We start from the raw sequence: 21,814 nt of genomic DNA, 5'->3' as shown, positions 1-21,814 counted from the left end.
AAGTGTTCGCGGCGACCCGCTACATCGACTGGGCGATGAAGCTCTACGGCAAGGTGCCGTACGACCTCGCCTCGAGCGGCGTGCCCGCCGCGAGCTTCCAAGACCTCGGCGTCGACGCGCCGAACATCGACGACATGACGGCGTACCAGCGGTTCCCCGCCGCGATCGCGCGTCATGTGGACGTCCCCGTCGCCGACGTCGTGCCCGCGCTCGGCACGTCGCACGCGATCTTCCTCGCGTACGCCGCGCTCCTCTCCGCCGGCGACGCCGGCGACGAGGTCCTCGTCGAGACGCCGGGCTACGAGCCGCTCACGCGCGCCGCGGAGGGCCTCGGCGCGCGCGTGCGCACCTTCGAGCGCCGCGCGGAGGACGGCTTCCGCGTCGTCCCCGAGCGCGTCGCGGCCGCGATCACGCCGCGCACGCGCGCGATCGTCGTCACCACCCTCCACAACCCCACCGGCGTGCGCGTGAGCGACGACGAGATCCGCGAGCTCGCGAAGATCGCCGACGCGCGGGGAGCCCACGTCGTCGTCGACGAGGTCTACGCGCCGCTCGAAGACCTGCCCGAGGACGGCGTCTTCCGGCGGAGCGCGCGGAAGCTCGCGCCGAACGTCGTCGCGATCTCGAGCCTCACGAAGTGCTGGGGCCTCGGGATGCATCGCGTCGGCTGGCTGCTCGGGCCCGAGCCGGTCGTGGCGGCGGCGAAGGCGGCGTCGATCGCGACGGTCGGGCACCTGCCGCTCTCGCACGCCGCGTACGGCGCCGCCGCGCTCGGCGCGCTCGGGACGCTCTCGCGCCGCGCGAAGAGCCTCGTCGCCGGAAAGCGCGAGCTCGCGGAGGCGTGGGCGTCGAAGCTGCCGAACGCGCGCTGGAGCGCGCCGGCGGCCGGGCTCTTCGGCATGATCACGCTCCCCGGCCGCGGCGACCTCACCGCGCGCATCGAGGAGACCGCGCGCACCGCCGGCGTCCTCGTCGGCGCCGGCGCGTTCTTCGGCGCCCCCGAGTCGTTCCGCCTCTCGTGGGCGACCTGCGATCGCGAGCGCTTCGCGGAGGGCCTGCGGCTCCTCGAGCCGCTCTGCCGTTGACCCAGGCCAGAGCCCCCACGCGGGGGTGACACGCCTCGGTCCGCGCCGCGCGATCTCCGCGGCGTCCGAGAAAACACGACCGTCCGGAAGAAAACCGCGCGCCCGTCCCTTCGCCCCACGCCGCACCGCGAGGCTCGATCGTCGGGTAGACTGGAGGCCGGCTCATGTGGTCCACGTTCCCCCTGTTCGGAAGCACGCTGCTCCTCGCCGTCATGGTCGTGGCCAGCTACACGTTCGCGGTTTCGCTGTCGGCGGGGGCGACCGGACGGATCAAGACATTGCAAGCCGCACGCTTCGGCGCCTACGGCACGGTGGCGCTGATCGCGGTCGCCGTCCTCTGCCTCGCGTACGCGTTCGTCAGCCACGACTTCCGGCTCCGGTACGTCGCGCACTACTCGGACCGCAGCATGCCGACCATCTTCCTGTTCACCGCGCTCTGGGGCGGACAGGACGGCTCGCTCTTGTGGTGGCTCTTCCTCTTGTCGCTCTACATCGGCGTCTGCGTGAAGACGCTCGGGAGAAAGCACCTCGATCTCCAGCCCTACGTCATCGCGACGTTGATGGCGATCGTCGTCTTCTTCTGCGTCTTGATGGCGTTCGCCGCGAACCCGTTCTCGACCAGCGTCGCCGGGGCGCGCACCGACGGAGAAGGGCTGAACCCGCTCCTCCAGAACTTCTACATGATCATCCACCCGCCGAGCCTCTACGTCGGCTTCGTCGGGTGCTCGATCCCGTTCGCGTTCTGCGTCGCCGCCCTCGCGACCGGACGCCTCGACGCCGAGTGGATCGGCGCGTGCCGCAAGTTCACGATCTTCGCGCTCCTCTTCCTCGCGATCGGCAACACGCTCGGCATGCTCTGGGCGTACGAGGAGCTCGGCTGGGGCGGCTACTGGGCCTGGGATCCCGTCGAGAACGCGGCGTTCATGCCGCTCCTCTCCATCGCCGCGTTCGCGCACTCCGTGATGATCCAGGAGCGCCGCGGCATGCTGAAGGTCTGGAACGTCTTCCTCATCTGCCTGACGTTCTTCATGACGATCTTCGGCACGTTCCTCACGCGCTCGGGCGCGATCGCGAGCGTGCACTCGTTCGCGCAGTCGTCGATCGGCGAATATTTCCTCTGGTTCCTCGGGATGGTCGCGTCGTTCTGCATGACGCTCATCCTCTACCGCTGGCCCGAGCTCCGCGGCATCGACCCGACCGTCGCGAACAAGGACCGCCTCGGCGCCTCCCGCGCCGCGGTCACCTTCTTCCTCCCGCTCCTCGTCGGCGCCGGCGCCGGCGCGGTCCTGCTCATGATCGCGAGCTACGGCTGGAAGAAGCAGCTCACCGAGCAGGGCATGGGCGCGGTCGTGTGGGCGCTCGCCGCCGCCGTCGCGGCCGCCGCCTTCACCGTGTCGAAGAAGCCCCTCACGGCGTGGGTCGCGCGGGACCACGCCAACGTCCTCCGCGGCGCGGCCATCTCCGCGGGATGGATCGTCGTCGCCGGCCTCGCCCCCGGCGCGTGGGTGCTCTCCGGGAAGCTCGAGGCGATGAGCAACGCGTCCGTGCGCGTCGCGGTGTTCTCGGTCGTCGTCGGCGTCGCGGTCTACGCCGCGGTCGAGCTCGCGTTCCGTCGCATGACGCGCGGCCTCAAGCTCGCGGTGTCGCGCCCGCGCATGGAGTCGATCCTCTCGCGCGAGTTCACCTTCCTCCTCAACAACTACGGCCTCCTCGGGATCATGCTCTTCGTCCTCGTGGCGACGACGTTCCCGATGGTGAGCGAGGCGCTCTGGAACGAGAAGGTCACCGTCGGGCCGCCCTACTACAACGCGTGGATGCAGCCGCTCGGGCTCACCGTGTTCTTCCTCATGGGCGTCGGCACGCTCTTCGGGTGGAAGAAGACCTCGACCGAGGCGCTGCGAAGGGCCTTCGTCGCGCCGACGACCGCGGCCTTCCTCGCGATCGCGGTCCACTTCGCGTTCGGCCGCAAGGTCGGCTTCCCGGCGGTGGCGTGGAGCGAGCCGATCTACGGCGGCGCGCTCGGCGCAGCGCTCCGCGCGTTCAACGCGTACACGCCGGTGCTCGGCTTCGCGCTCTCGGCCTTCAACCTCGCCGTCATCGCGCAGGAGTTCTTCTTCCTCTACCGCTCGCAGGCGCGCGCTGGCGACAAGACGAAGCCCCTCCTCGCCAAGACCACGCTCGCGTTCCTCCTCCTCCTCGTGGCCTTCGGCGTGGCCTACGGCGCCGGCCTCACTCCGAGCCTGACCGGGCTCGTCGTCGTGGCCGCGTGCTTCGGCGCGATCGCGACGCTCTTCGTCTGGATCGTCAGCCTCCCGCCGGCGGGGCGTCGCCGCTACGGCGGCTACGTCGTCCACCTCGGCATCGTCCTCATGTTCTTCGGCTTCACCGGGAAGTCGTGGACGGTCGACCGGGAGACGACGATGACGCCGGGTCAGACCTACGCCGTCGAGCACCTGCAGGTGAAGTACGTCGGCCCGCGGATGGAGGTCGACAACAACAAGCGCATGATCTTCGCGGACGTCCGCGTCCTCGACAAGGACGGCAAGGACATCGGGCAGCTCTCGCCCGCGAAGTACATCTACAAGAAGATGCCGGACTCGCCGACGACGGAGGTGGCGATGATGCACTCCGTCCGCGACGACCTCTACCTCGTCGTCGGCAGCATCTCGCCCGAGACGAAGGTGGCGTCGCTCCAGATCCACCTGAACCCGCTCGTCGGCTGGATCTGGTTCGGCGGCATCATCCTCATCATCGGGAGCTCGGCCTGCATGTGGCCCGAGCTGCAGCCGCAGGAGTCGCGCGCGTGGCGGTTCGCGCGCGGCGCCGGCGCGGTGGCGACGAGCATCACGCTCGGCGTCGTGCTCGCGCTCCTGCCCGTCAGCGCGTTCGCGCAAGGGAACGCCTCGCAGCACGCCGGCAGCGTCCAGATCGACGACGCGAAGGAGAAGGCGGTCTTCCAGCAACTCCGCTGCATGTGCGGGACGTGCCCGCGCGAGCTCCTCTCGTCGTGCGCGTGTTCGACCGCGGACCAGACCCGCGAGCGCCTCCGCCAGCGCCTCTCGAAGGGCGAGTCTCCGCAGTCGATCATCGACGAGTACGTGCAGGAGTACGGCACCGCCGCGCTCGCCATCCCGCCCGACAAGGGCGCGATGAAGGCCATCTACGTCGCGCCGCTCCTCGCCATCTTCGGCGGAGGCATCGCGCTCGCGTTCGTCCTCCGCCGCTGGCGCTCCAACAGCGACGCCGCGGCGAAGACGTCGGAGGACGACGAGGCGCCGAAGCGCGACAAGCTCGACGACCGCATCGATCAGGAGCTCGAGGATCTCGATGAGTGAGGCCTCGCAGCTGGACGAGGCGAAGATCGCGAAGGTCGTCTCGCTCGGGCTCCCCGCCGTCACGGTCGTGAGCGCAGGGATCGTCGGCGTCATGATGGGGCCGGCGACGAGCATCCTCGTCCTCGCGGCGGGGCTGCTCCTCGGCGTCATCGCGATCCTCTGGAGCTCGATCCGCGTCCTCTCCGGCGACGCGCCGCTGCCGCCCGAGCTCGAGGAGCTCGACATGCACGCGCACGCGGACGCGCTCACGAGCCGCAAGACGATGCTCCTCCGCGCGCTGAAGGACATCGAGAACGAGCGCGCCCTCGGGAAGATCGAGGCGGACGACTACGAGCCGATCGCCGCGCAGTACCGCTCCGACCTCAAGGCGGTGATGACGAAGATCGACCAGGCCCTCGCCCCGAACCGCGCGCTCGCCGAGGAGGCCGCGCGCGAGCACCTCCTCAAGGCGGGCGTCGGCGGCGAGCCCGCTCCCGAGCCCGCTCCCGTCGCGAAGAAGAAGGCGAAAGACGAAGAGCCGGCGCGCGTCGAGTGCCCGAGCTGCAACGCGAAGAACGAGCCCGACGCGAAGTTCTGCAAGGAGTGCGCGACGAAGCTCGAGAAGGTCGAGACGACCGATGCTTGATCCGAAGAAGATCGCCGCGCTCGTCCTCGCGGCGCTGACGTTCGCCGCCGACGCGGGCGCGCAGATGGCGGACGAGGATCCGCACGAGGACGCACCGCGCGGTCATGGCGGCGGAGGTGTCCCCGGCCAACCGCCGGAAGACGCTGCCATGGACGCGCCGTCGCTCCCGGACGGGCAGCTCCAGATCATGGTCGTCGACGCCGAGAACAAGCCGCTCCCCGGCACGCATGTGACACTCGGTATCGTCTACAACTCGGTCGCAAAAGGCGAGAGCCGCAAGCGCCTCTCCTTCGTCACCGACGCGAGCGGCGTCGCGACCGCGGAGCACCTCGAGGGCGGCAGCGGCGTCGCGTACCGGCCTTCGGTCGCGACCGGTGACGCGACCTTCGCGGTGATGCCCTTCCGCATGCCGGACAAGGGCGGCATGCGCGCGATCCTCCACGTCTACCCGACGACCGACGACGTCGAGAAGGCGCTCATCGTGGCGCAGTCGATCGTCTACGCCGAGGTGAAGGACGATCGCGTCCAGATCCAGCAGATGCTCCGCGTCTTCAACTTCGGCAAGAACGCCTGGGTCCCGCGCGACCTCGTCATCCCGCTGCCAGAGGAGTTCACCGCGTTCACCACGCAGCAGGGCATGACCGACGTCGGCGTCGACGCGGTGCCGAAGAAGGGCGTAAAGCTGCGCGGCACCCTCGGACCCGGCCGCCACGACGTCGAGTGGCGCTGGCAGCTGCCGTACGCAGGCGAGGCCGAGGTGAAGCTCACCGTCGGCATGGCGCCGCACATGGCGAACGTGCAGGTCATCGCGCCCGCGTCGCGCGAGATGACGCTCGAGGTGCCGGGCTTCCCGCCGCCGCAATCGCGCAGCGACGGGCAAGGCCAGCGCGCCCTCGTCACCGAGAAACAAGCCGCCAAGTCCGACTCGGCGATCCGCTCCGTGGACGTCATCATCCGAGGTCTTCCGACGGAGGGTCCCGGGAAGATCATCGCGACGATGCTCTCGGGGGCGGGGCTGCTCTTCGGCCTCGTGCTCGGCACCCGCCGGCCCACGAAGGCCGATCGCAAGAGCGAGCGCGCGCGCCTCCTCGCGCAGCTCGAGGAGCTCGAGCGGGCCCGTCACACCGGCGACGTCGGACCGAAGACCTACGAGCGTGCACGACGCGAGCTCCTGGACGCCCTCGCGCGGACCTTCATCGAGGACGCCCCGACGGCCCCCGCCGCGTCGAAAAAACGATCGAAATAAGACGCCCGATCATCCCGGTTCGCCCTGTGAAAAAGCCTGCGGTCGAGGCTGGGGAGATGCGGCGGACGGGGGTGGGGACGAGAGGTGGGACAATTCCATTCACGAGCCCCCCCGATCTTGCACCCTCGTCACTCCCCAGTCACATTCGTCATAGCCCATTGGATCCTTTCGGCATTTTGGCTTATCCCCGGAACCCACAGGCCCTAGATCCAATACTGATCTTTAAATTTCTCTCTCCTTCCATACCGAGCCTCCAGGGAGCTCCGGGCGGGAAGGACCTCTCGGGAGCATGAGCCCGCACCCTTGACGGGGGGAGGCAACCCAGGCACTTCACTTAGCCCCGAGGACGAGATGGAGCTCACCGTCGCGAAGAAGGATTTGCTGAAGATCGTCGCCCGCATGCAGGGCGTCGCCGAGCGCAAGAGCACGATGCCGGTGCTCGCGAACGTCCTGCTCTCGGCGGAAGGTCAGAACACGCTCCGGCTCGCGGCGACGGACCTGTACCTCTCGCTCATGGGCCGCATCCCCGCGGACATCGCGAAGGGCGGCAGCGTCGCGGTGTCGGCGAAGGACCTCTTCGAGCGCGTGAAGATGATGCCCGACGGTCCGATCGTCATCTCGTCGCAGGACAACGCGACGACGACGCTGAAGGCGAGCGGCACCGCGCGTCGCTACACGCTGCGCGGCATGCCGGGCGACGACTTCCCGCCGCTCCCGCAGCCGGCCGAGGGCTCGCCGACGCTGGCGCTCGACGTCGACGTCCTCGCCGAGCTCATCGCGAAGACGCACTTCTCGATCTCGACCGACGAGACGCGCGCCCACCTGAACAGCGCGCTCTTCGAGTGGGAGGGCGACACAGTTCGCATGGTCACGACCGACGGGCATCGGCTCTCGAAGGTCGACGTGAAGGTCGAAGGGCGCCAGGCGTCGGCGACGATGCTCATCCCGCTGAAGGCGATCCAGGAGCTCCGCCGCCTCTGCGACGAGATGCTCGCGGACGGCCCCACCACCACGAACGACAAGGGCGAGGGCAAGAAGCCCGAGCTGCTCATCACCCAGAGCGGCGCGAGCGCGTTCTTCCAGGGCGCGGGCACTACGTTCAGCGTGAAGCTCGTCGACGCGCAGTTCCCGCCCTACTCCCAGGTCATCCCTGCCGCGTCGGAGAAGGTCGTCCGCGCGCCGCGCTCGGGCCTCGCGGACGCCCTCCGCGCCGTCTCCGTCGCCGCGAGCGAGCGCACCGGCGGCGTGAAGCTCTCGCTGACCAAGGGCTCGATGCGCATCACGAGCGAGTCGCCGGAGAGCGGCGACGGGTACGACGAGATCCCGGTCGAGTACGCGGGGCCGAACATGAGCATCGGCTTCAACGCGAAGTACTTCCTCGACGTGCTCGCGGCGGTGGGCGACGACGAGGTCGCGATCGGGCTCTCCGGTGAGCTCGATCCCGCGGTGCTGAGGCCCTCCGGCGCCACTACGACGTCCGATCGCCAGTTCTTGTCGGTCGTGATGCCGATGCGCATCTGAGTGCTGCGTTCGCTCGCCATCGAAGCGGTCCAGGTCCGGTCGTTCCGGAACCTCGCCGCGGTCGACGTCGAGCTCGGGCCGCGCTTCAACGTCATCAGCGGCGCGAACGGGCAAGGCAAGACGAACCTGCTCGAGGCGCTCTACGTCCTCGGGACGTCGAAGAGCTTTCGCTCCTCGAAGATGACGGACGTCGTAGCGTTCGAGGGCGAGCTCGCGAGCGTGCGCGCGCGTGTCCGCGAGGAGGGCGACTCACGCGTGCAGTCGGTCGGCATCCGCGCCGGCGCGCGCCTCGTGCGCGTCGACGACAAGCGGCCCCCTACCCTCGCGGCGTACGCCGTGCGCACGCCGATCGTCGTGTTCCATCCCGGAGAGATCGCGCTCTCGATGGGCGCGAGCGCGGAGCGACGACGCCTCCTCGATCGCACCGCGCTTTACCGCGCGCCCGCGGCGATGCTGGAGCTCGAGAGCTACACGAAGGCCGTCCGCTCGCGGCAGCGCGCGCTGGATACGCGCGGCGTCCAGGCGTCCGACCTCGGCGAGTGGGAGACGTTGATCGTCCGTCACGGCACCGCGCTGATGGACCATCGCGCGGAGGCCGCGGCATCGCTCTCGGAGCGCGCGCTCGAAGCGTTCCGTCGCATCGCCGCGCCGGACCTCTCCCTCGCGGCCAGCTACGCTCCGGGCGCGCCGCGCGACGCGGAGGCCTTCGCGGCGGCGCTGATCGACAAGCGAGCGGCCGATCTCCGGCGCGGGAGCGCGACGGTGGGCCCGCATCGCGACGACCTCGCGCTCTCCATCTCGGGGCACCCGGTGCGTGGGGTCGCGTCGCAAGGGCAACATCGCGCGGTGACGCTGGCGCTGAAGTCGGCGGAGATCGACGTCATCGGCGCGGCGCGCGGCGTGCGGCCGGTGCTGCTCCTCGACGACGTCTCGAGCGAGCTAGATCGCGAGCGCACGGCGGCGCTCTTCGCGTTCCTCCGCGAGCAGGAAGGCCAGGTCGTGCTCACCACGACGCGCCCCGAGCTGATCGACTCGGGCGCGGGTCAGCGGCGGGATTTCACGATCGACGGAGGGCGCCTTTCTCGCGTTGACGGTGGGTTCTTGACCCCCGGCTAGAAGCCGTCGACGCCGCGCGTCATCCGGGCCGAAATTCGGTCGCCGTTGACGCAGCTAAGTAGCTGGAATGTCGCCTCAAACCCAGGAGTTTCGCCTTGCTGGGAAGGGGGCTCCGGACTATGCTCGGAGTCCACCTGTTGAGCAGCCTCGGGGACCGGGGAGCGCCGCTCGAAATTCAAACGCGAAGGTACGTCGGGGTTCAAAGCTAGCTTTCAATCCAGATAGTCCACGCGAGAAGCACACGCCCAAAAGCATGACGACCGAAGCCTCCGTTCCGAGCACCAACGTCGAAGCCCCCACCCCGGGCGCGTACGGCAGCGAAAGCATCCAGGTCCTCGAGGGGCTCGAGGCCGTCCGCAAGCGCCCCGGCATGTACATCGGCGACGTGCACGACGGCTCCGGTCTGCATCACCTCGTCTGGGAGGTCGTCGACAACGCGGTCGACGAGCACCTCGGCGGCTTCTGCTCGCACATGGACGTGACGATCCATTTCGACGGGTCGATCACGGTCGAGGACAACGGCCGCGGCATCCCGGTCGGCCGTCACGCCGAGATGTCGAAGAAGCTCGGGCGGGACATCGACGTCGCCGAGGTCGTCATGACCGTCCTCCACGCCGGCGGCAAGTTCGACCACTCGAGCTACAAGGTCTCCGCCGGCCTCCACGGCGTCGGCGTGAGCGCGGTCAACGCGGTCAGCGAGTGGCTGAAGCTCGAGATCAAGCGCGACGGCAAGGTGTACTTCCAGGAGTACCGCCGCGGCGCGCCGACGAGCGAGATCAAGGTCATCGGCTCGACCGACAAACGCGGCACGAAGATCACGTTCAAGCCGGACCCGACCATCTTCACCGTCGTCGAGTACAGCTACGACATCCTCGCGAGCCGCCTCCGCGAGCTCTCGTTCCTCAACGCCGGCTTCGTCATCTCGCTCACCGACGAGCGCGAGCCCGCGCGGAAGGAGCTCTTCGAGTACCAGGGCGGCATCCGCGAGTTCGTCGCGCACCTGAACAAAACGAAGGAGCCGGTCCACGACAAGGTCGTGCACATCATGGCGGAGACGACGCCGGACGGCGGCGGCACGCCGATCGTCGTCGAGGTCGCGCTCCAGTGGAACTCGACGTACGCGGAGCAGATCTTCCCGTACACGAACAACATCCACAACAAGGACGGCGGCACGCACCTCACCGGGTTCAAGGGCGCGCTCACCCGCGTCTTCAACAACTACGGGACGTCGGCGAACCTCTTCAAGGAGGTGAAGAACGGCCTCACGGGCGAAGACATCCGCGAGGGCCTCACCGCCGTCATCAGCGTGAAGCTCCCCGATCCGTCGTTCAGCTCGCAGACGAAGGACAAGCTCGTCACTAGCGAGGCGAAGACGGTGGTGGAGAACGTCGTGCTCGAGAAGCTCGGTCGCTTCTTCGAGGAGAACCCCTCCACCGCGCGGAAGATCGTCGAGAAGACCATCCTCGCGGCGAAGGCGCGCGAGGCGGCGCGGAAGGCGCGCGAGGTCGTCCGCAAGTCGTCGATGGACTACACGTCGCTCTCGGGCAAGCTCGCCGACTGCCAGTCGCGCGATCCGGAGACGAGCGAGATCTACATCGTCGAGGGAGACTCCGCCGGCGGCTCCGCGAAGCAGGGGCGCGACCGGAAGTTCCAGGCGATCCTCCCGCTCCGCGGCAAGATCCTGAACGTCGAGCGCGCGCGCCTCGACAAGATGCTCTCCTCCGCCGAGATCGGCACGCTCATCACCGCGCTCGGCTGCGGCATCGGCAACCCCGAGCAGGGCGGCAGCTTCGACATCTCGAAGCTGCGCTACCACCACATCGTGCTGATGACCGACGCCGACGTCGACGGCAGCCACATCCGCACGCTGCTCCTCACCTTCTTCTATCGCCAGATGCCGGAGCTGCTCGAGAAGGGCTACCTCTACATCGCGCAGCCGCCGCTCTACCGCGTGTGGAAGGGCAAGAAGGGCCAGTACATGAAAGACCAGGCGGCCCTGGACCAGTTCTTCCTCGAGCAGGGCGTCGACGGCCTGACCGTGCGCTCCTCGAAGGGTCCGCGCTTCGCGGGCAAGCCGCTCTACAAGTTGGCGGAGCGCCTGCGCGGCTTCCGCAAGACGCTCTCGAAGATCGATCGACGCGCGGACGCGAAGATCGTCTCCGCCGTGCTCCGCGCCGCGAACATCGGCAAGAACGAGCTCCGCGACAAGGCGAAGGTCGAGGCGTCGATCAAGCCGATCCGCGATCTCCTCGAGCGGAAGTACCCGGACATCTTCCCGCTCACGATCTCGATGACGGAGGAGGCCGAGCACGGCACCTTCCCGCTCGTAGTCAAGCCGCGCCCCGGCTCGGCCGCGAGCGAGGTCACCGTCGATTGGAACCTCGTCGAGTCGGCGGAGTACGAGGAGCTCTACGCGATCGAGCAGGACATCCGCTCGATGGGACCGGCGCCGTATTTTGCGAGCGCGGGCAAGAGCGCGGAGGCGACCGAAGGCGAGGCCGCCGACGCGAAGGAGACGGAGCTCGAGGACGCCGACGCGCTCTGGGACTTCATCGAGCTCCGCGGCCGCAAGGGCTGGAACCTCCAGCGCTACAAGGGTCTCGGCGAGATGAACCCGGAGCAGCTCTGGGAGACCACGCTCGATCCCAACGCCCGCGTGATGCTCCAGGTCCGCCTCGACGACGCGGTCCAGACCGATCAGGTCTTCACCATCCTGATGGGCGACCAGGTCGAGCCGCGCCGCGACTTCATCGAGAAGAACGCGCTGAACGTCCGGAACCTCGACATCTAGGCGCGCGTGATACGCTCTCGAGCTGTCGTGGCTCGATCGCTTCGTGCGCACATGTTCGTCGCGGCGGTCGCGCTGTCGGTCGTCAGCGGCTGCGTGCTGCTGACCGGCGTGGGCGACCTCGAGGTCGCCGCGGGCGCGGACGGCGGCGACTCGATCGTGCTCGCCGACGGCGACGCTCCGCCGACGCCGGTGAAGGACTCCTCCGTGAGCGTCGCGACCCCGGACGCGGGGACGCCGGACACGAGCGCGCCGGACGCCGGCGCGGACGCGCGCGTCACCGACGCGAACGCGCCCGACGCGAGCGACGCCGGTCCGGCGGACACGGGGGCGCCGGCGGACACGGGGGCGCCGGACGCGCCGAACAGCTCCGCGGTCGTCAGCTGCGGCGCGGGGAAGACCTGCACGGGGCAATCGGCGCTGTGCTGCTGGGGCACGTTCTTCGAGACGAGCTCGTGCGCGGCGACCGCGTCGTCATGCTCGACCGGCGGCACGCTGCACTGCGACGACAAGGACGACTGCCCGGGCGACAGCGTCTGCTGCGTCTCGTGGAACCTCGCCGCGTTCGCGATGGCCTCACAGTGCGCGCCGACGTGCAACGTCGGGATGGGCCCGCTCGGCGGAAAGACGGGCCCGACGTGCCTCGCGAGCTCCCAGGGCGGCTCGTGTCCGAACGGCTCGTCGTGTCAGTCGATCGCGATCGCGCCGGCGACGTTGCGCGCCTGCCAGTAGCGCGGCCGTATCGCGGCGGACGCGTTCCCGTTGCAGGTCGCGTGCCCGTGCTTATTGTCGTGGAGGCCCCCGCGCTGCGGAGAGGCAAAAGGAGAGCTCAATGCGTCCCGATCGCATGACGACGAAGAGCCAAGAAGCGTTCCGTTCGGCCTCCGATCTCGCGAGCCGCCGCGGTAACCCCGAGATCGTCCCCGAGCACCTCATCCTCGCGATGCTCGAGCAAGAGGGGGGCATCGCGCTCCCGCTCTTCCAGAAGGCCGGCGGTGACCCCGCCGCGCTGAAGCGCAAGGTCGAGGAGTACCTCACGAAGCTGCCGAAGGTCAGCGGCGGCGCGGAGCCGACGCTGTCGCGCCGCACGATGGAGATCGTGCGAAAAGGCGAGGACGAAGCGAAGCACCTCAAGGACGACTTCGTCTCGGTCGAGCACTACCTGCTCGCGCTCGCGAAACACGACCGCGAGGCGCAGGCTGCGTTCGAGGCCTCCGGCGGCGTTCGTTACGACAAGCTCCTCCAGGCGCTCGCGTCCGTGCGCGGCGCGCAGCGGGTGACCGATCGCGATCCGGAGGGGAAGTTCCAGGCGCTCGACAAGTACACGCGCGACCTCACCGACGCCGCGCGGAAGGGCAAGATCGACCCCGTCGTCGGGCGCGACGAGGAGATCCGCCGCGTCATGCAGGTGCTCTCGCGGCGCACGAAGAACAACCCGGTGCTCATCGGCGAGCCCGGCGTCGGCAAGACCGCGATCGTCGAGGGCATCGCGCAGCGCATCGTGCGCGGCGACGTGCCGGAGTCGCTGAAGAACAAGAAGCTCGTGTCGCTCGACATGGGCGCGCTCGTCGCCGGCGCGAAGTACCGCGGCGAGTTCGAGGACCGCCTGAAGGCGGTGATGAAGGAGGTCGAGGCCGCGGCCGGCTCGATCGTCCTCTTCATCGACGAGATCCACACCATCGTCGGCGCCGGCGCGGCCGAGGGCTCGATGGACGCCGCGAACCTCCTCAAGCCTGCCCTCGCGCGCGGCGAGCTCCGCTGCATCGGCGCGACCACGCTCGATGAGTACAAGAAGCGCATCGAGAAGGACCCTGCCCTCGAGCGCCGCTTCCAGCCGGTCTTCGTCAGCCAGCCCTCGGTAGAGGACACGATCGCGATCCTGCGCGGCCTCAAGGAGCGCTACGAGGTCCACCACGGCATCCGGATCCAGGACGCCGCTCTCGTCGCGGCGGCGATGCTCTCGGACCGCTATCTCACCGAGCGGTTCCTCCCCGACAAGGCGATCGACCTCGTCGACGAGGCAGCCTCCAAGATCAAGATGGAGGTCGACAGCATGCCGGCGGAGATCGACCGCGTGCAGCGGCGGCTCACCCAGCTCCAGATCGAGCGCGAGGCGCTGAAGAAGGAGCGCGACGCGGCGTCGAAGGCGCGGCTCGAGGACATCAAGCGCGACATCGGCGAGCTCGAGAGCGAGATGGGCGCGATGAAGGCGCAGTGGCTGCGGGAGAAGGAGGTCATCACCGAGATCCGCGACGCGCAGCCGGAGATCGAGAACCTCCGCACCGAGGCCGAGCAGGCCCAGCGCCGCGGCGACCTCGGGCGCGCGGCCGAGATCCAGTACGGCAAGATCCCCGAGCTCGAGAAGAAGATCGAAGAGAAGCGGCGCGAGCTCGCGAAGGTGCAGGACAAGACGAGCTACCTCCGCGAGGAGGTCACCGATCAGGACATCGCCGGCATCATCGCGAAGTGGACCGGCATCCCGGTGAGCAAGATGCTCGAGGGCGAGATGCAGAAGCTCCTCCGCCTCGAGGACGAGCTCCGGAAGCGCGTCGTCGGCCAGGACGACGCCCTCACCGCGGTCGCGAACGCGGTCCGCCGCTCGCGCGCCGGCCTCGGCGACGAGAAGCGTCCGATCGGCAGCTTCCTCTTCCTCGGCCCCACCGGCGTCGGCAAGACGGAGCTCGCGCGCGCGCTCGCGGAGTTCTTGTTCGACGACGAGCGCGCGATGATCCGCCTCGACATGAGCGAGTTCCACGACAAGTACACGGTGTCGCGCCTCATCGGCGCGCCGCCGGGCTACGTCGGCTACGAGGAGGGCGGCCAGCTCACCGAGCCGGTGCGGCGTCGCCCGTACACCGTCATCCTCTTCGACGAGGTCGAGAAGGCGCACCCCGACGTCTACAACGTGCTCCTCCAGGTGCTCGACGACGGTCGCCTCACCGACGGTCAGGGCCGCACGGTCGACTTCAAGAACACCGTCATCATCCTGACGAGCAACATCGGCTCGCAGCACATCCAGGCGATCGAGGAGCGTGACCTTCCGTCCGAGGACAAGAAGGAGCTCATCGCGCGCGCGGTGATGGAGGACGTGCGGAAGTCCTTCCGCCCCGAGTTCCTCAACCGCCTCGATGAGACCGTCGTGTTCAACCGCCTCGAGCGGAAGGACATGCACGCGATCATCGACATCCAGCTCCGTCGCTTCACCGATCGCCTCGCGCGCCGCGACATCTTCGTCGAGCTCACGCCCGCGGCGAAGGACGTCATCGCGGAGGCGGGCTGGGATCCGCAGTACGGCGCCCGCCCGCTCAAGCGCGCGATCCAGCGTCACCTCGAGGACGCGCTCGCCAAGCGCGTGATCGCGGGCGAGTACCCGCCCGGCACGCAGCTCGTCGTCGACCGCGGCGCGAGCGGCGAGCTCACGTTCACGCAGAAGATCTCGAACTAAGCCGGCGCGTCGGCGGTGGGGAGCTCCGCCTTGAAGGCGCGGATCTCCTTCACCCGGCGCTCGTAGTCGCGCTGCGCCGGCTCGTCGAGGGTGACGCCGCCGAAGCGCGCCTCGATGTAGAGGTTCGTGAGATCGAGGACCAGCTTCGCGAGCGGATGCTTCCGCTCGACGAGGTCCTCGGCGTGCTTGAGCGGCGGCATCGCCGCGGGCCGCGCGATCCCCTGCATCGAGAGCGCGATCTCGAGCGCGCGGTAGAGCGCGGTCGCGGCCTCGAGCTTCGGATCGATGCGCGGCTTCTCGGCGCTGTCCGGCGCCTTCCGCGTGACGGAGCGACGGCGCCGCCAGAGCAAGTACGCGCCGAGGGAGGCGACGATGACGGCGGCCGCGATGACGGACGGACGCGTCACGCGCTCCATCGCGCCGGTGTTCGCGCCGGTCTTCGTGCGGAACTGCTCGTAGCGGCGGCTCAGGTCCTCGAAGATGTGGATCTGGGTCTTGAGGTCGTAGCCGATGACGTAGCGGTTCCAGCGCTGCGAGAGCGCCTCGAGCAGATCGCGGAGGTACACCCACGCGCCGGACGTCTCCTGGAGCGGCTGCGCGCCCGACGTCGGGGTCGGGTCGAAGGTGACCCAGCCGTGGACCGGCTCGTCGAGGTAGGCCTCGACCCACGAGTGCGCGTCGCCCTGACGAACGGCGTAGTACTGGCCGAAGCGGTTGTACGTCCCGCCGACGAAGCCGGTGACGTTGCGCGAAGGGATGCCGACCTCACGCAGCATGATCGCCATCGCGGTCGAGAAGAACTCGCAGTGCCCGCGCTTCGACTCGAAGAGGAAGTGATCGACCGGCTGGGGCTTGCCGCCGGAGGGCGAGCCGAGCTGGTACTTGAAGTCGTGCTTCAAGTGCTCCTCGATCGCCTTCGCCTTCAGGTACGCGGTGGGCTGCGCGTCGGCCCACTCGTGCGCGAGCTGCCCGATGCGCTCCGGCGTGTCGGCAGGGAGCCGGAGGTAGCGCGGGCGCTCGGAGAGCGGGAGGTTCTCGATGATGGGCTCGCGATCGGTCGCGATGTACGCGTCGTAGCGGATGCCGCGCGCGCCTTCGCCGGAGTAGCGGACCTCCCCCTCCGGGCCGCGCGTGAGCTGGAGCGTGTCGCCGACGAGCGCTTGTTGCGGGGTGCGGAGCTCGAGCGCGACGGTGCGCGGCGGGAGGAAGACGACGGTCGGCTCGATCGGCTCGAGCTCGATCGTGATCTTGCGATCGTGCGCCGGATCGTTCGGGTTGGCGTTCGGCTGCCGCGCGATCGGGAGGATGCCGCTGCTCGGGTTCGACGCGTTGAACGTCTTAGCCTGCGTGCGCGCCCAGGCCTTGCCCGAGTACTCGTCGAAGGCGGTGCCGCGGAGGCGGAGGGTGAGCTTCTGCGGTCGCGGCTCCGGGAGGTCGGGCACGTCGAAGCGCAGGGCGAGCGCGGGCACGTCGCGGATCGCTCCGACCTCGCCGAGGTCGACCCGGTCCGAGAACCCGATCATGCGATCGCCGTTGTGATGGTTCAGCAAGAGCAGCGAGAGCCCGACGCGCGGGAACACGATGAAGAGCGCGGCGGTGAAGAGGAAGATCGGGACCGAGAGGAGGCACGTCGTCGCGAGGAACCCGCGCCCGACGACGCGGCGTGAGCGGAGGATGCGCGGCACGTCGACGGGGAGGCCGGTGCGATCGCGCGCGCCCTGCCGGTAGTTGCCTTCGACCTCGCGCCGGAGGTGGCTGAGGACGAGCGCGCCGGGCGCGACGATGAGGAACCCGACGAAGCAGAGGCCGTAGGAGAGGCCGCCGCCGAGGACGGTCCCCGCGACGAAGTGGAGGAGCGCGAGGACGATGATCTGCTGGTCGTGCGCGGCGCCGCGGCGGGTGGCGAGGCGGATGATCTGCAAGATGGCGGCGAACTCGACCGCGACGTCGAGGGCGGGGCGACCGGCGAGGAGCCGCACCCCTTGCACCGCGAAGAGCGTGAGCGGGCCGATCGTCGCGAGGTGGCGGAGCGCGGGCTTGGTCTGCCAGGACTCGGGCACCGCGAGCGCGAGCGCGAGGCCGGCGATGACGAAGCCGGTCGTCCACGTCGACATCGACGCGGTGTTCACGACCGCGAGCACGCCGAGCGCGGCGAGCGCGTCCGTCATGATGCGGTGGACGAGGCCGAACCTCACGACGAGGCCTCCTCGTTCCTCGGGACGGGCGCGAGGAGCGTGGGTGTTGGGGGCTTGGGGGGCTCGAGCTTCGCCTCTGACGCTTTCGTCGATTTTGTCCCGGAGCTCGGCGGGTCGAGGCGCGGCGTCTTCGCGCGCTCGGCGAGCTCGGCCTGCGTGAGGGACTCGACGAGGGCGAGGAAGCGGAGGAGCCGATCGGCGCCGGTCGATCGATCGCCGCGGACGATCTCGCCCGCCGTCGTCTTCACCGAGACGGTGTCGCCGCGCTTGATGTGCGCGACGGAGCGCGAGGCGATGTCGCGGATGCGCCGCTCGAACGCGTTGAACCAATCGTCCTTCGCGTCGCCGCGGCGGACGACGTCGAGGGTGAGGTGCACGTCCGGCCGCGCGTCGCGCGCGCGCTCCCGCATCACGAGCTGCCCCGCCGCCGCGGTCTTGCGCCAGTGGATGTCGCGCCGGTCTTCGCCTTCGCGATGGAGCTTGAGGCCGACGTAGTCGTCGCCGAAGCCGCGGCCGAGGGAGGTGTCTCCTTCGCCGTGTCGCCCCGGCGGCAGCGCCGGCAGCTGGATCGGATCGATCGCGGGGTAGATGACGAGCTCGCCCTCGGCCGGGACCTCGCGCGATTTCTCGAAGAGCCCGAACGGAAAGCGCGTCGCGATGCGGAAGCCGACGTGGCGGTCGCGCCCGCGCTTCGCCGGCGTGCGCCGGTAGGCCGCGACCTGCGCGCTCTTCGGGCTGATCTTGAGGAAGAAGCAGCGCTTGTCGGCGGGCTGTCCCGCGCGGAGGTCCTCGACCTCGATCGCGTACGACGGGACGCGGCCCTTGTGGTTGAAGACCTCGATCTCGACGAGGTGCGGCCGCCCGACCTGCGCGCGGAGCGGGAGCCGGCGGACGACGGTGAGGTCGCGCAGGCTGAGCTCGCTCATGAGGCCGCTCACGATGATGAGCGCGAGGAGCATGCCGAGGAGCAAGTAGAGGAGGTTGTTGCCGGTGTTGATCGCGGCGAAGCCGACGCCGAGGGTGATGCCGACGAAGAACTTCCCTTCCCGCGTGAACTTCAGCCGGCGCGGCGCCTTGAAGCGGCTCCACGGCCAGCGCGACGCGGGCTTCGTGGCGGAGGACGGCTTGGCGTTCTCCGACTTCTCCGATTTCGCCGGCTTCTCTGGCTCGTCCTTCGAGAGCGGAATGGCCTCGCTCTTCGGAGGCTCCGCCTTGCTCTCCGGTCCGCGCGACAGGGCGGGGTTGCTCGGCTCCGGCGACTGCATGGCCATGCGGCGCTACTCCCTCCGACGGCGGAACGGTTCAGACCGGGACGGGGACGCGCGCGACGATGTCGCGCACCGCCGCCTCGGCTTCGTCACGTGAAGGCACGAATCCGTCGGCGTGCGTCGAGAGGCGGACGCGATGCGCGAGCACGGGGACGGCGAGGTCGTGGATGTCGTCGGGGATGCAGTAGTGGCGACCGCGGACGAGCGCGCGCGCGCGGGCCGCCTTCGCGAGGGCCATGCCGCCGCGCGTCGACGTGCCGAGGGAGAGCACGGGCGCCTGACGCGTGGCGAGGATGAGCGCGTGGAGGTAGCTGAGGAGCGAGGACTCCATCGTGACGCGGTCGACCTGGAGCTGCAGCGTCACGAGCTTCGCGGGATCGAGGACGACGGGGACGTCGCGCGCGGTGTCGGAGTTGCCTTCGAGGAGGAGGCGCATCTCGACCTGCGGCGGCGGATACCCGATCCGCAGGCGGAGGATGAAGCGATCGAGCTGGGACTCCGGCAGCGGGAACGTCCCCGCGAAGTCCTGCGGGTTCTGCGTCGCGATGACGAAGAACGGATCGGGCAGCGGATGGGTCTGCCCGTCGGCCGAGACCTGCGCTTCGTTCATCGCCTCGAGGAGCGCGGACTGCGTACGCGGCGAGGCGCGGTTGATCTCGTCGGCGAGGAGGACGTTGCCGAAGATGGGCCCTTGCCGGAATTTGAACTCGCCCTCGCGCTGATCGAAGATCGAGACGCCGACGACGTCGCTGGGGAGGAGGTCGCTCGTGAACTGAACGCGCCGGAGCTCGCCTCCGACTGCACGGGCGAGCGCGCGCGCGAGGGTGGTCTTCCCGACGCCGGGCACGTCTTCGATGAGGAGGTGTCCGCGGGCGAGGAGGGCGACGAGCGCGAGCTCCACGGCTTCGGGCTTCCCCTCGAGCGCGCCTTCCACGGCCTGCCGCAATTTCTGGATCAGCGGAAGCTCCTCTCCGAGCATAGCCGCAGCAGCAGTCATGGCGTCGAGCGTAGCACGGTTCTTGGCTCTCAACGTCGGGGGCTTCGCCCCCGACACCCCCACCCCGCGACCACGGCCCTCGCGCGGAGCGCGAGGGTTGCTTCGCAACCGCTGGAGCGGCCGCGGTCGCGGGGCCCCGGGGCGAGCCCGCCCGGTCGGGGCCGGCAGGTCGGGGCCGAGCGCATCGGGGCCGTCAGGTCGGGGCCGTCAGGTCGGGGCCCGACAGGTCGGGGCCGAGCGCATCGGGGCCCGCCCGGTCGGGGCCGGCAAGTCGGGGCCGGCAGGTCGGGGCCCGGCAGGTCGGGGCCCGGCAGGTCGGGGCCCGGCAGGTCGGGGCCCGCCACATCGGGCCCGCCACGTCGGGGCCGACCGCATCTGGCCCCACCTCATCGGGGCCGGCAGGTCGAGGCCGGCAGGTCGGGGCCGGCAGGTCGGGGCCCGGCAGGTCGGGGCCGAGCGCATCGGGGCCCGGCAGGTCGGGGCCGGCAGGTCGGGGCCCGCCACATCGGGGCCGACCGCATCTGGCCCGCCACAACGTGTCGGCTTTCGGGCCTTTCCCGGCCCCGTTGGAGGCGGAAGCTCGGCCGCGGGGGGCGCGCACCATGTCGGGGCCCGGGGGCGGGGGTCGGTGGGGCGCGACGTTGAGCGTGAGAACTCCTTTTCGCCGGGCCGAAAGAGCGGCAGGCTGCGGGCCGTGACGACCTCGGCTCCGGCGCCTGCGCGCGTGTCGCTGACGGGGGTGACGAAGACGTACCCGCCGGCTGTCCGAGCGCTTCGGGGGGTGAGCGTGAGCTTCGACGCGGGGCGAGTCGCGGTGGTGCTGGGCGCGAACGGTTCGGGCAAGTCCACGTTGCTCTCCATCGTCGGCACGTTGACGAGGCCCACGTCGGGAAAGGTCTCGCACGGCACCCTCGGCAAGACGCGCGACGCGGTACGGCGGACGCTGGGCTGGCTGGGCCACGACGCGCTCTGTTACGCGGACCTCACGGGCCGCGAGAACATCGAGCTCTCGGCGCGCCTCCACGGCCTCGACGCGGACGCGGCCTTCGAGGCGGCGCGAGAGCGCTTCGCCCTCGGCGTCTTCGCGGAGCGCCCGTTCCGCACCTACTCACGCGGCCAGCGCCAGCGCGTGGCGCTCGCGCGCGCGCTCGTCCACGCCCCGCGCCTCTTGCTCCTCGACGAGCCGACGACGGGCCTCGACAAGAGCGGCGTCGAGGTCTTGAACGCCACGGTCCGCGCCGAGGCGAAGCGAGGTGCGGTCGTCATCGTGGTGACCCACGACGAGTCCTTCGCCAAGTCCGTCGCCGACGACCGCATCGTGATCGACCGAGGCTCAATCCAGAGCCAGTCCGCCGAGACCCCACGAGCATCGTCGCCCGAGTAGCGACGGGTCGACGTTCGCGTGCATGATGCACGCAGTTCGTCGCCGAACCTGGCGCGCCGAATCGGGCTCCTCGCCTGCCGTTGTGACTGTGGGCTTCTGCGGAGCTCGGCTGTCGCGACCCGCGGGCGAGGTGCAGGAACGTCCTGGAGTCTCTCTCGATGTCGGACTCGAATCGCGTCGTCCGTCGGCGTCACGCGGGAAATTCGTCGCGCCGGTCGGCCTTCCCGTTGCCGGGGTGAGCGGAGTCCATGCGGAGCTCGACTGCCGCGACCCGCACGCGGAGTGGTTCACGCGGGAAGCACGACGCGACCCGACCGGATGGTGCCGCGAGCGTTCCTCCGGAACAGGACGAGGCGCAGGTGCCTCGGGGTGCCGGACCCGAACCTCGTCCTCCGCCGCGCCCATGCGACCGCGGGACGGGAGTGAGGTGGCGCCAATCCCATGGAAACCTCGCGACCGTCGGCGCGGCCACCCGCGTTGGTCCGCTCGAAGGCGACGAGCTTCTTTCGGCGTGTTCACGGAATGCCAGCCGCATCACGACGCGGACTCTTGCGCAGTAGGTTCTCGTGAGTCGGCATGAAGCGCTCGACGCTTCACTCGGTGTTGCAAGCCAAGAGGACCTCGAGGTCGAGTCGCCGCGCGCGGTGGTGCGAAGCGTCCCTTTCGTGGATGTCGAATGGTCCCTCGGCAGCGCAGGGGGCTCGGACTCCCTGGAGATGCCACCGGAGCATGAACACAGAGTCGAGAGGCGATGCTTCGTGATCGCGGCGCCGGAAGTCGTGGCCGGTCACACGCGTCGCGCGCTGTTT

General features: G+C 69.7%; 13 protein-coding genes. 10 read left to right on the top strand and 3 right to left on the bottom strand.

Features of this window, described 5'->3' with window-relative positions; genetic code table 11:
- Window positions 1-2 precede the first annotated feature (2 nt).
- The 9 genes from KF837_20585 (at window position 3) to clpB (ending at window position 15,161) form a co-directional block, all read left to right on the top strand.
- The gene (locus KF837_20585) at window positions 3-1,085 is read left to right on the top strand and encodes a pyridoxal phosphate-dependent aminotransferase (GenBank protein MBX3229727.1); all 1,083 of its coding nucleotides are present in this window, start codon (window positions 3-5) and stop codon (window positions 1,083-1,085) included.
- Window positions 1,086-1,249: 164 nt separating this feature from the next.
- The gene (ccsA, locus tag KF837_20580; protein ID MBX3229726.1) at window positions 1,250-4,420 is read left to right on the top strand and encodes a cytochrome c biogenesis protein CcsA; all 3,171 of its coding nucleotides are present in this window, start codon (window positions 1,250-1,252) and stop codon (window positions 4,418-4,420) included.
- Window positions 4,413-5,045, top strand: a complete 633-nt coding sequence (locus KF837_20575; protein ID MBX3229725.1) for a zinc ribbon domain-containing protein — start codon at window positions 4,413-4,415, stop codon at window positions 5,043-5,045. Before ccsA ends, KF837_20575 begins: the two co-directional genes overlap by 8 nt.
- Window positions 5,038-6,291: a hypothetical protein gene (locus tag KF837_20570; GenBank protein ID MBX3229724.1), complete on the top strand. Its 1,254-nt coding sequence runs from the start codon at window positions 5,038-5,040 to the stop codon at window positions 6,289-6,291. The genes KF837_20575 and KF837_20570 overlap by 8 nt, the downstream gene beginning before the upstream one ends.
- Before the next feature lie 351 nt (window positions 6,292-6,642).
- Window positions 6,643-7,812 (top strand): DNA polymerase III subunit beta, encoded by a 1,170-nt coding sequence (dnaN, locus tag KF837_20565; GenBank protein MBX3229723.1) that lies wholly within the window; start codon window positions 6,643-6,645, stop codon window positions 7,810-7,812.
- Window positions 7,813-8,928 carry a DNA replication and repair protein RecF gene (recF, locus tag KF837_20560; protein ID MBX3229722.1) on the top strand — a complete coding sequence of 372 codons (1,116 nt, stop codon included), beginning with the start codon at window positions 7,813-7,815 and terminating at the stop codon, window positions 8,926-8,928.
- A gap of 253 nt (window positions 8,929-9,181) precedes the next feature.
- The gene (gene gyrB, locus KF837_20555) at window positions 9,182-11,719 is read left to right on the top strand and encodes a DNA topoisomerase (ATP-hydrolyzing) subunit B (protein ID MBX3229721.1); all 2,538 of its coding nucleotides are present in this window, start codon (window positions 9,182-9,184) and stop codon (window positions 11,717-11,719) included.
- Window positions 11,720-11,746: 27 nt separating this feature from the next.
- Window positions 11,747-12,448: a hypothetical protein gene (locus KF837_20550; protein MBX3229720.1), complete on the top strand. Its 702-nt coding sequence runs from the start codon at window positions 11,747-11,749 to the stop codon at window positions 12,446-12,448.
- Window positions 12,449-12,548: 100 nt separating this feature from the next.
- Entirely contained in the window at window positions 12,549-15,161 is a 2,613-nt protein-coding gene (gene clpB / locus KF837_20545; GenBank protein ID MBX3229719.1) for an ATP-dependent chaperone ClpB, read from the top strand.
- Here clpB and KF837_20540 read toward each other — a convergent pair.
- From KF837_20540 to KF837_20530, 3 genes are read right to left on the bottom strand one after another with little or no spacing between them, the layout of a single operon-like run.
- Window positions 15,158-17,356, bottom strand: coding sequence for a DUF3488 domain-containing protein (locus KF837_20540; GenBank protein ID MBX3229718.1), 2,199 nt, complete (start codon window positions 17,354-17,356; stop codon window positions 15,158-15,160). The genes clpB and KF837_20540 overlap by 4 nt on opposite strands.
- Window positions 17,353-18,621 carry a DUF58 domain-containing protein gene (locus tag KF837_20535; protein ID MBX3229717.1) on the bottom strand — a complete coding sequence of 423 codons (1,269 nt, stop codon included), beginning with the start codon at window positions 18,619-18,621 and terminating at the stop codon, window positions 17,353-17,355. The genes KF837_20540 and KF837_20535 overlap by 4 nt, the downstream gene beginning before the upstream one ends.
- A 37-nt stretch (window positions 18,622-18,658) precedes the next feature.
- Window positions 18,659-19,621 carry an AAA family ATPase gene (locus KF837_20530; GenBank protein MBX3229716.1) on the bottom strand — a complete coding sequence of 321 codons (963 nt, stop codon included), beginning with the start codon at window positions 19,619-19,621 and terminating at the stop codon, window positions 18,659-18,661.
- 724 nt (window positions 19,622-20,345) lie between these two features.
- Here KF837_20530 and ccmA point away from each other — a divergent pair.
- Entirely contained in the window at window positions 20,346-21,005 is a 660-nt protein-coding gene (gene ccmA / locus KF837_20525; protein ID MBX3229715.1) for a heme ABC exporter ATP-binding protein CcmA, read from the top strand.
- The last annotated feature ends 809 nt before the right edge of the window (window positions 21,006-21,814 follow it).

Origin of the sequence: Labilithrix sp. (genome assembly GCA_019637155.1) — a bacterium.
In the GTDB taxonomy this organism is placed as follows: domain Bacteria; phylum Myxococcota_A; class Polyangia; order Polyangiales; family Polyangiaceae; genus Labilithrix.
This window is presented reverse-complemented; position numbering and strand designations above follow the sequence as displayed.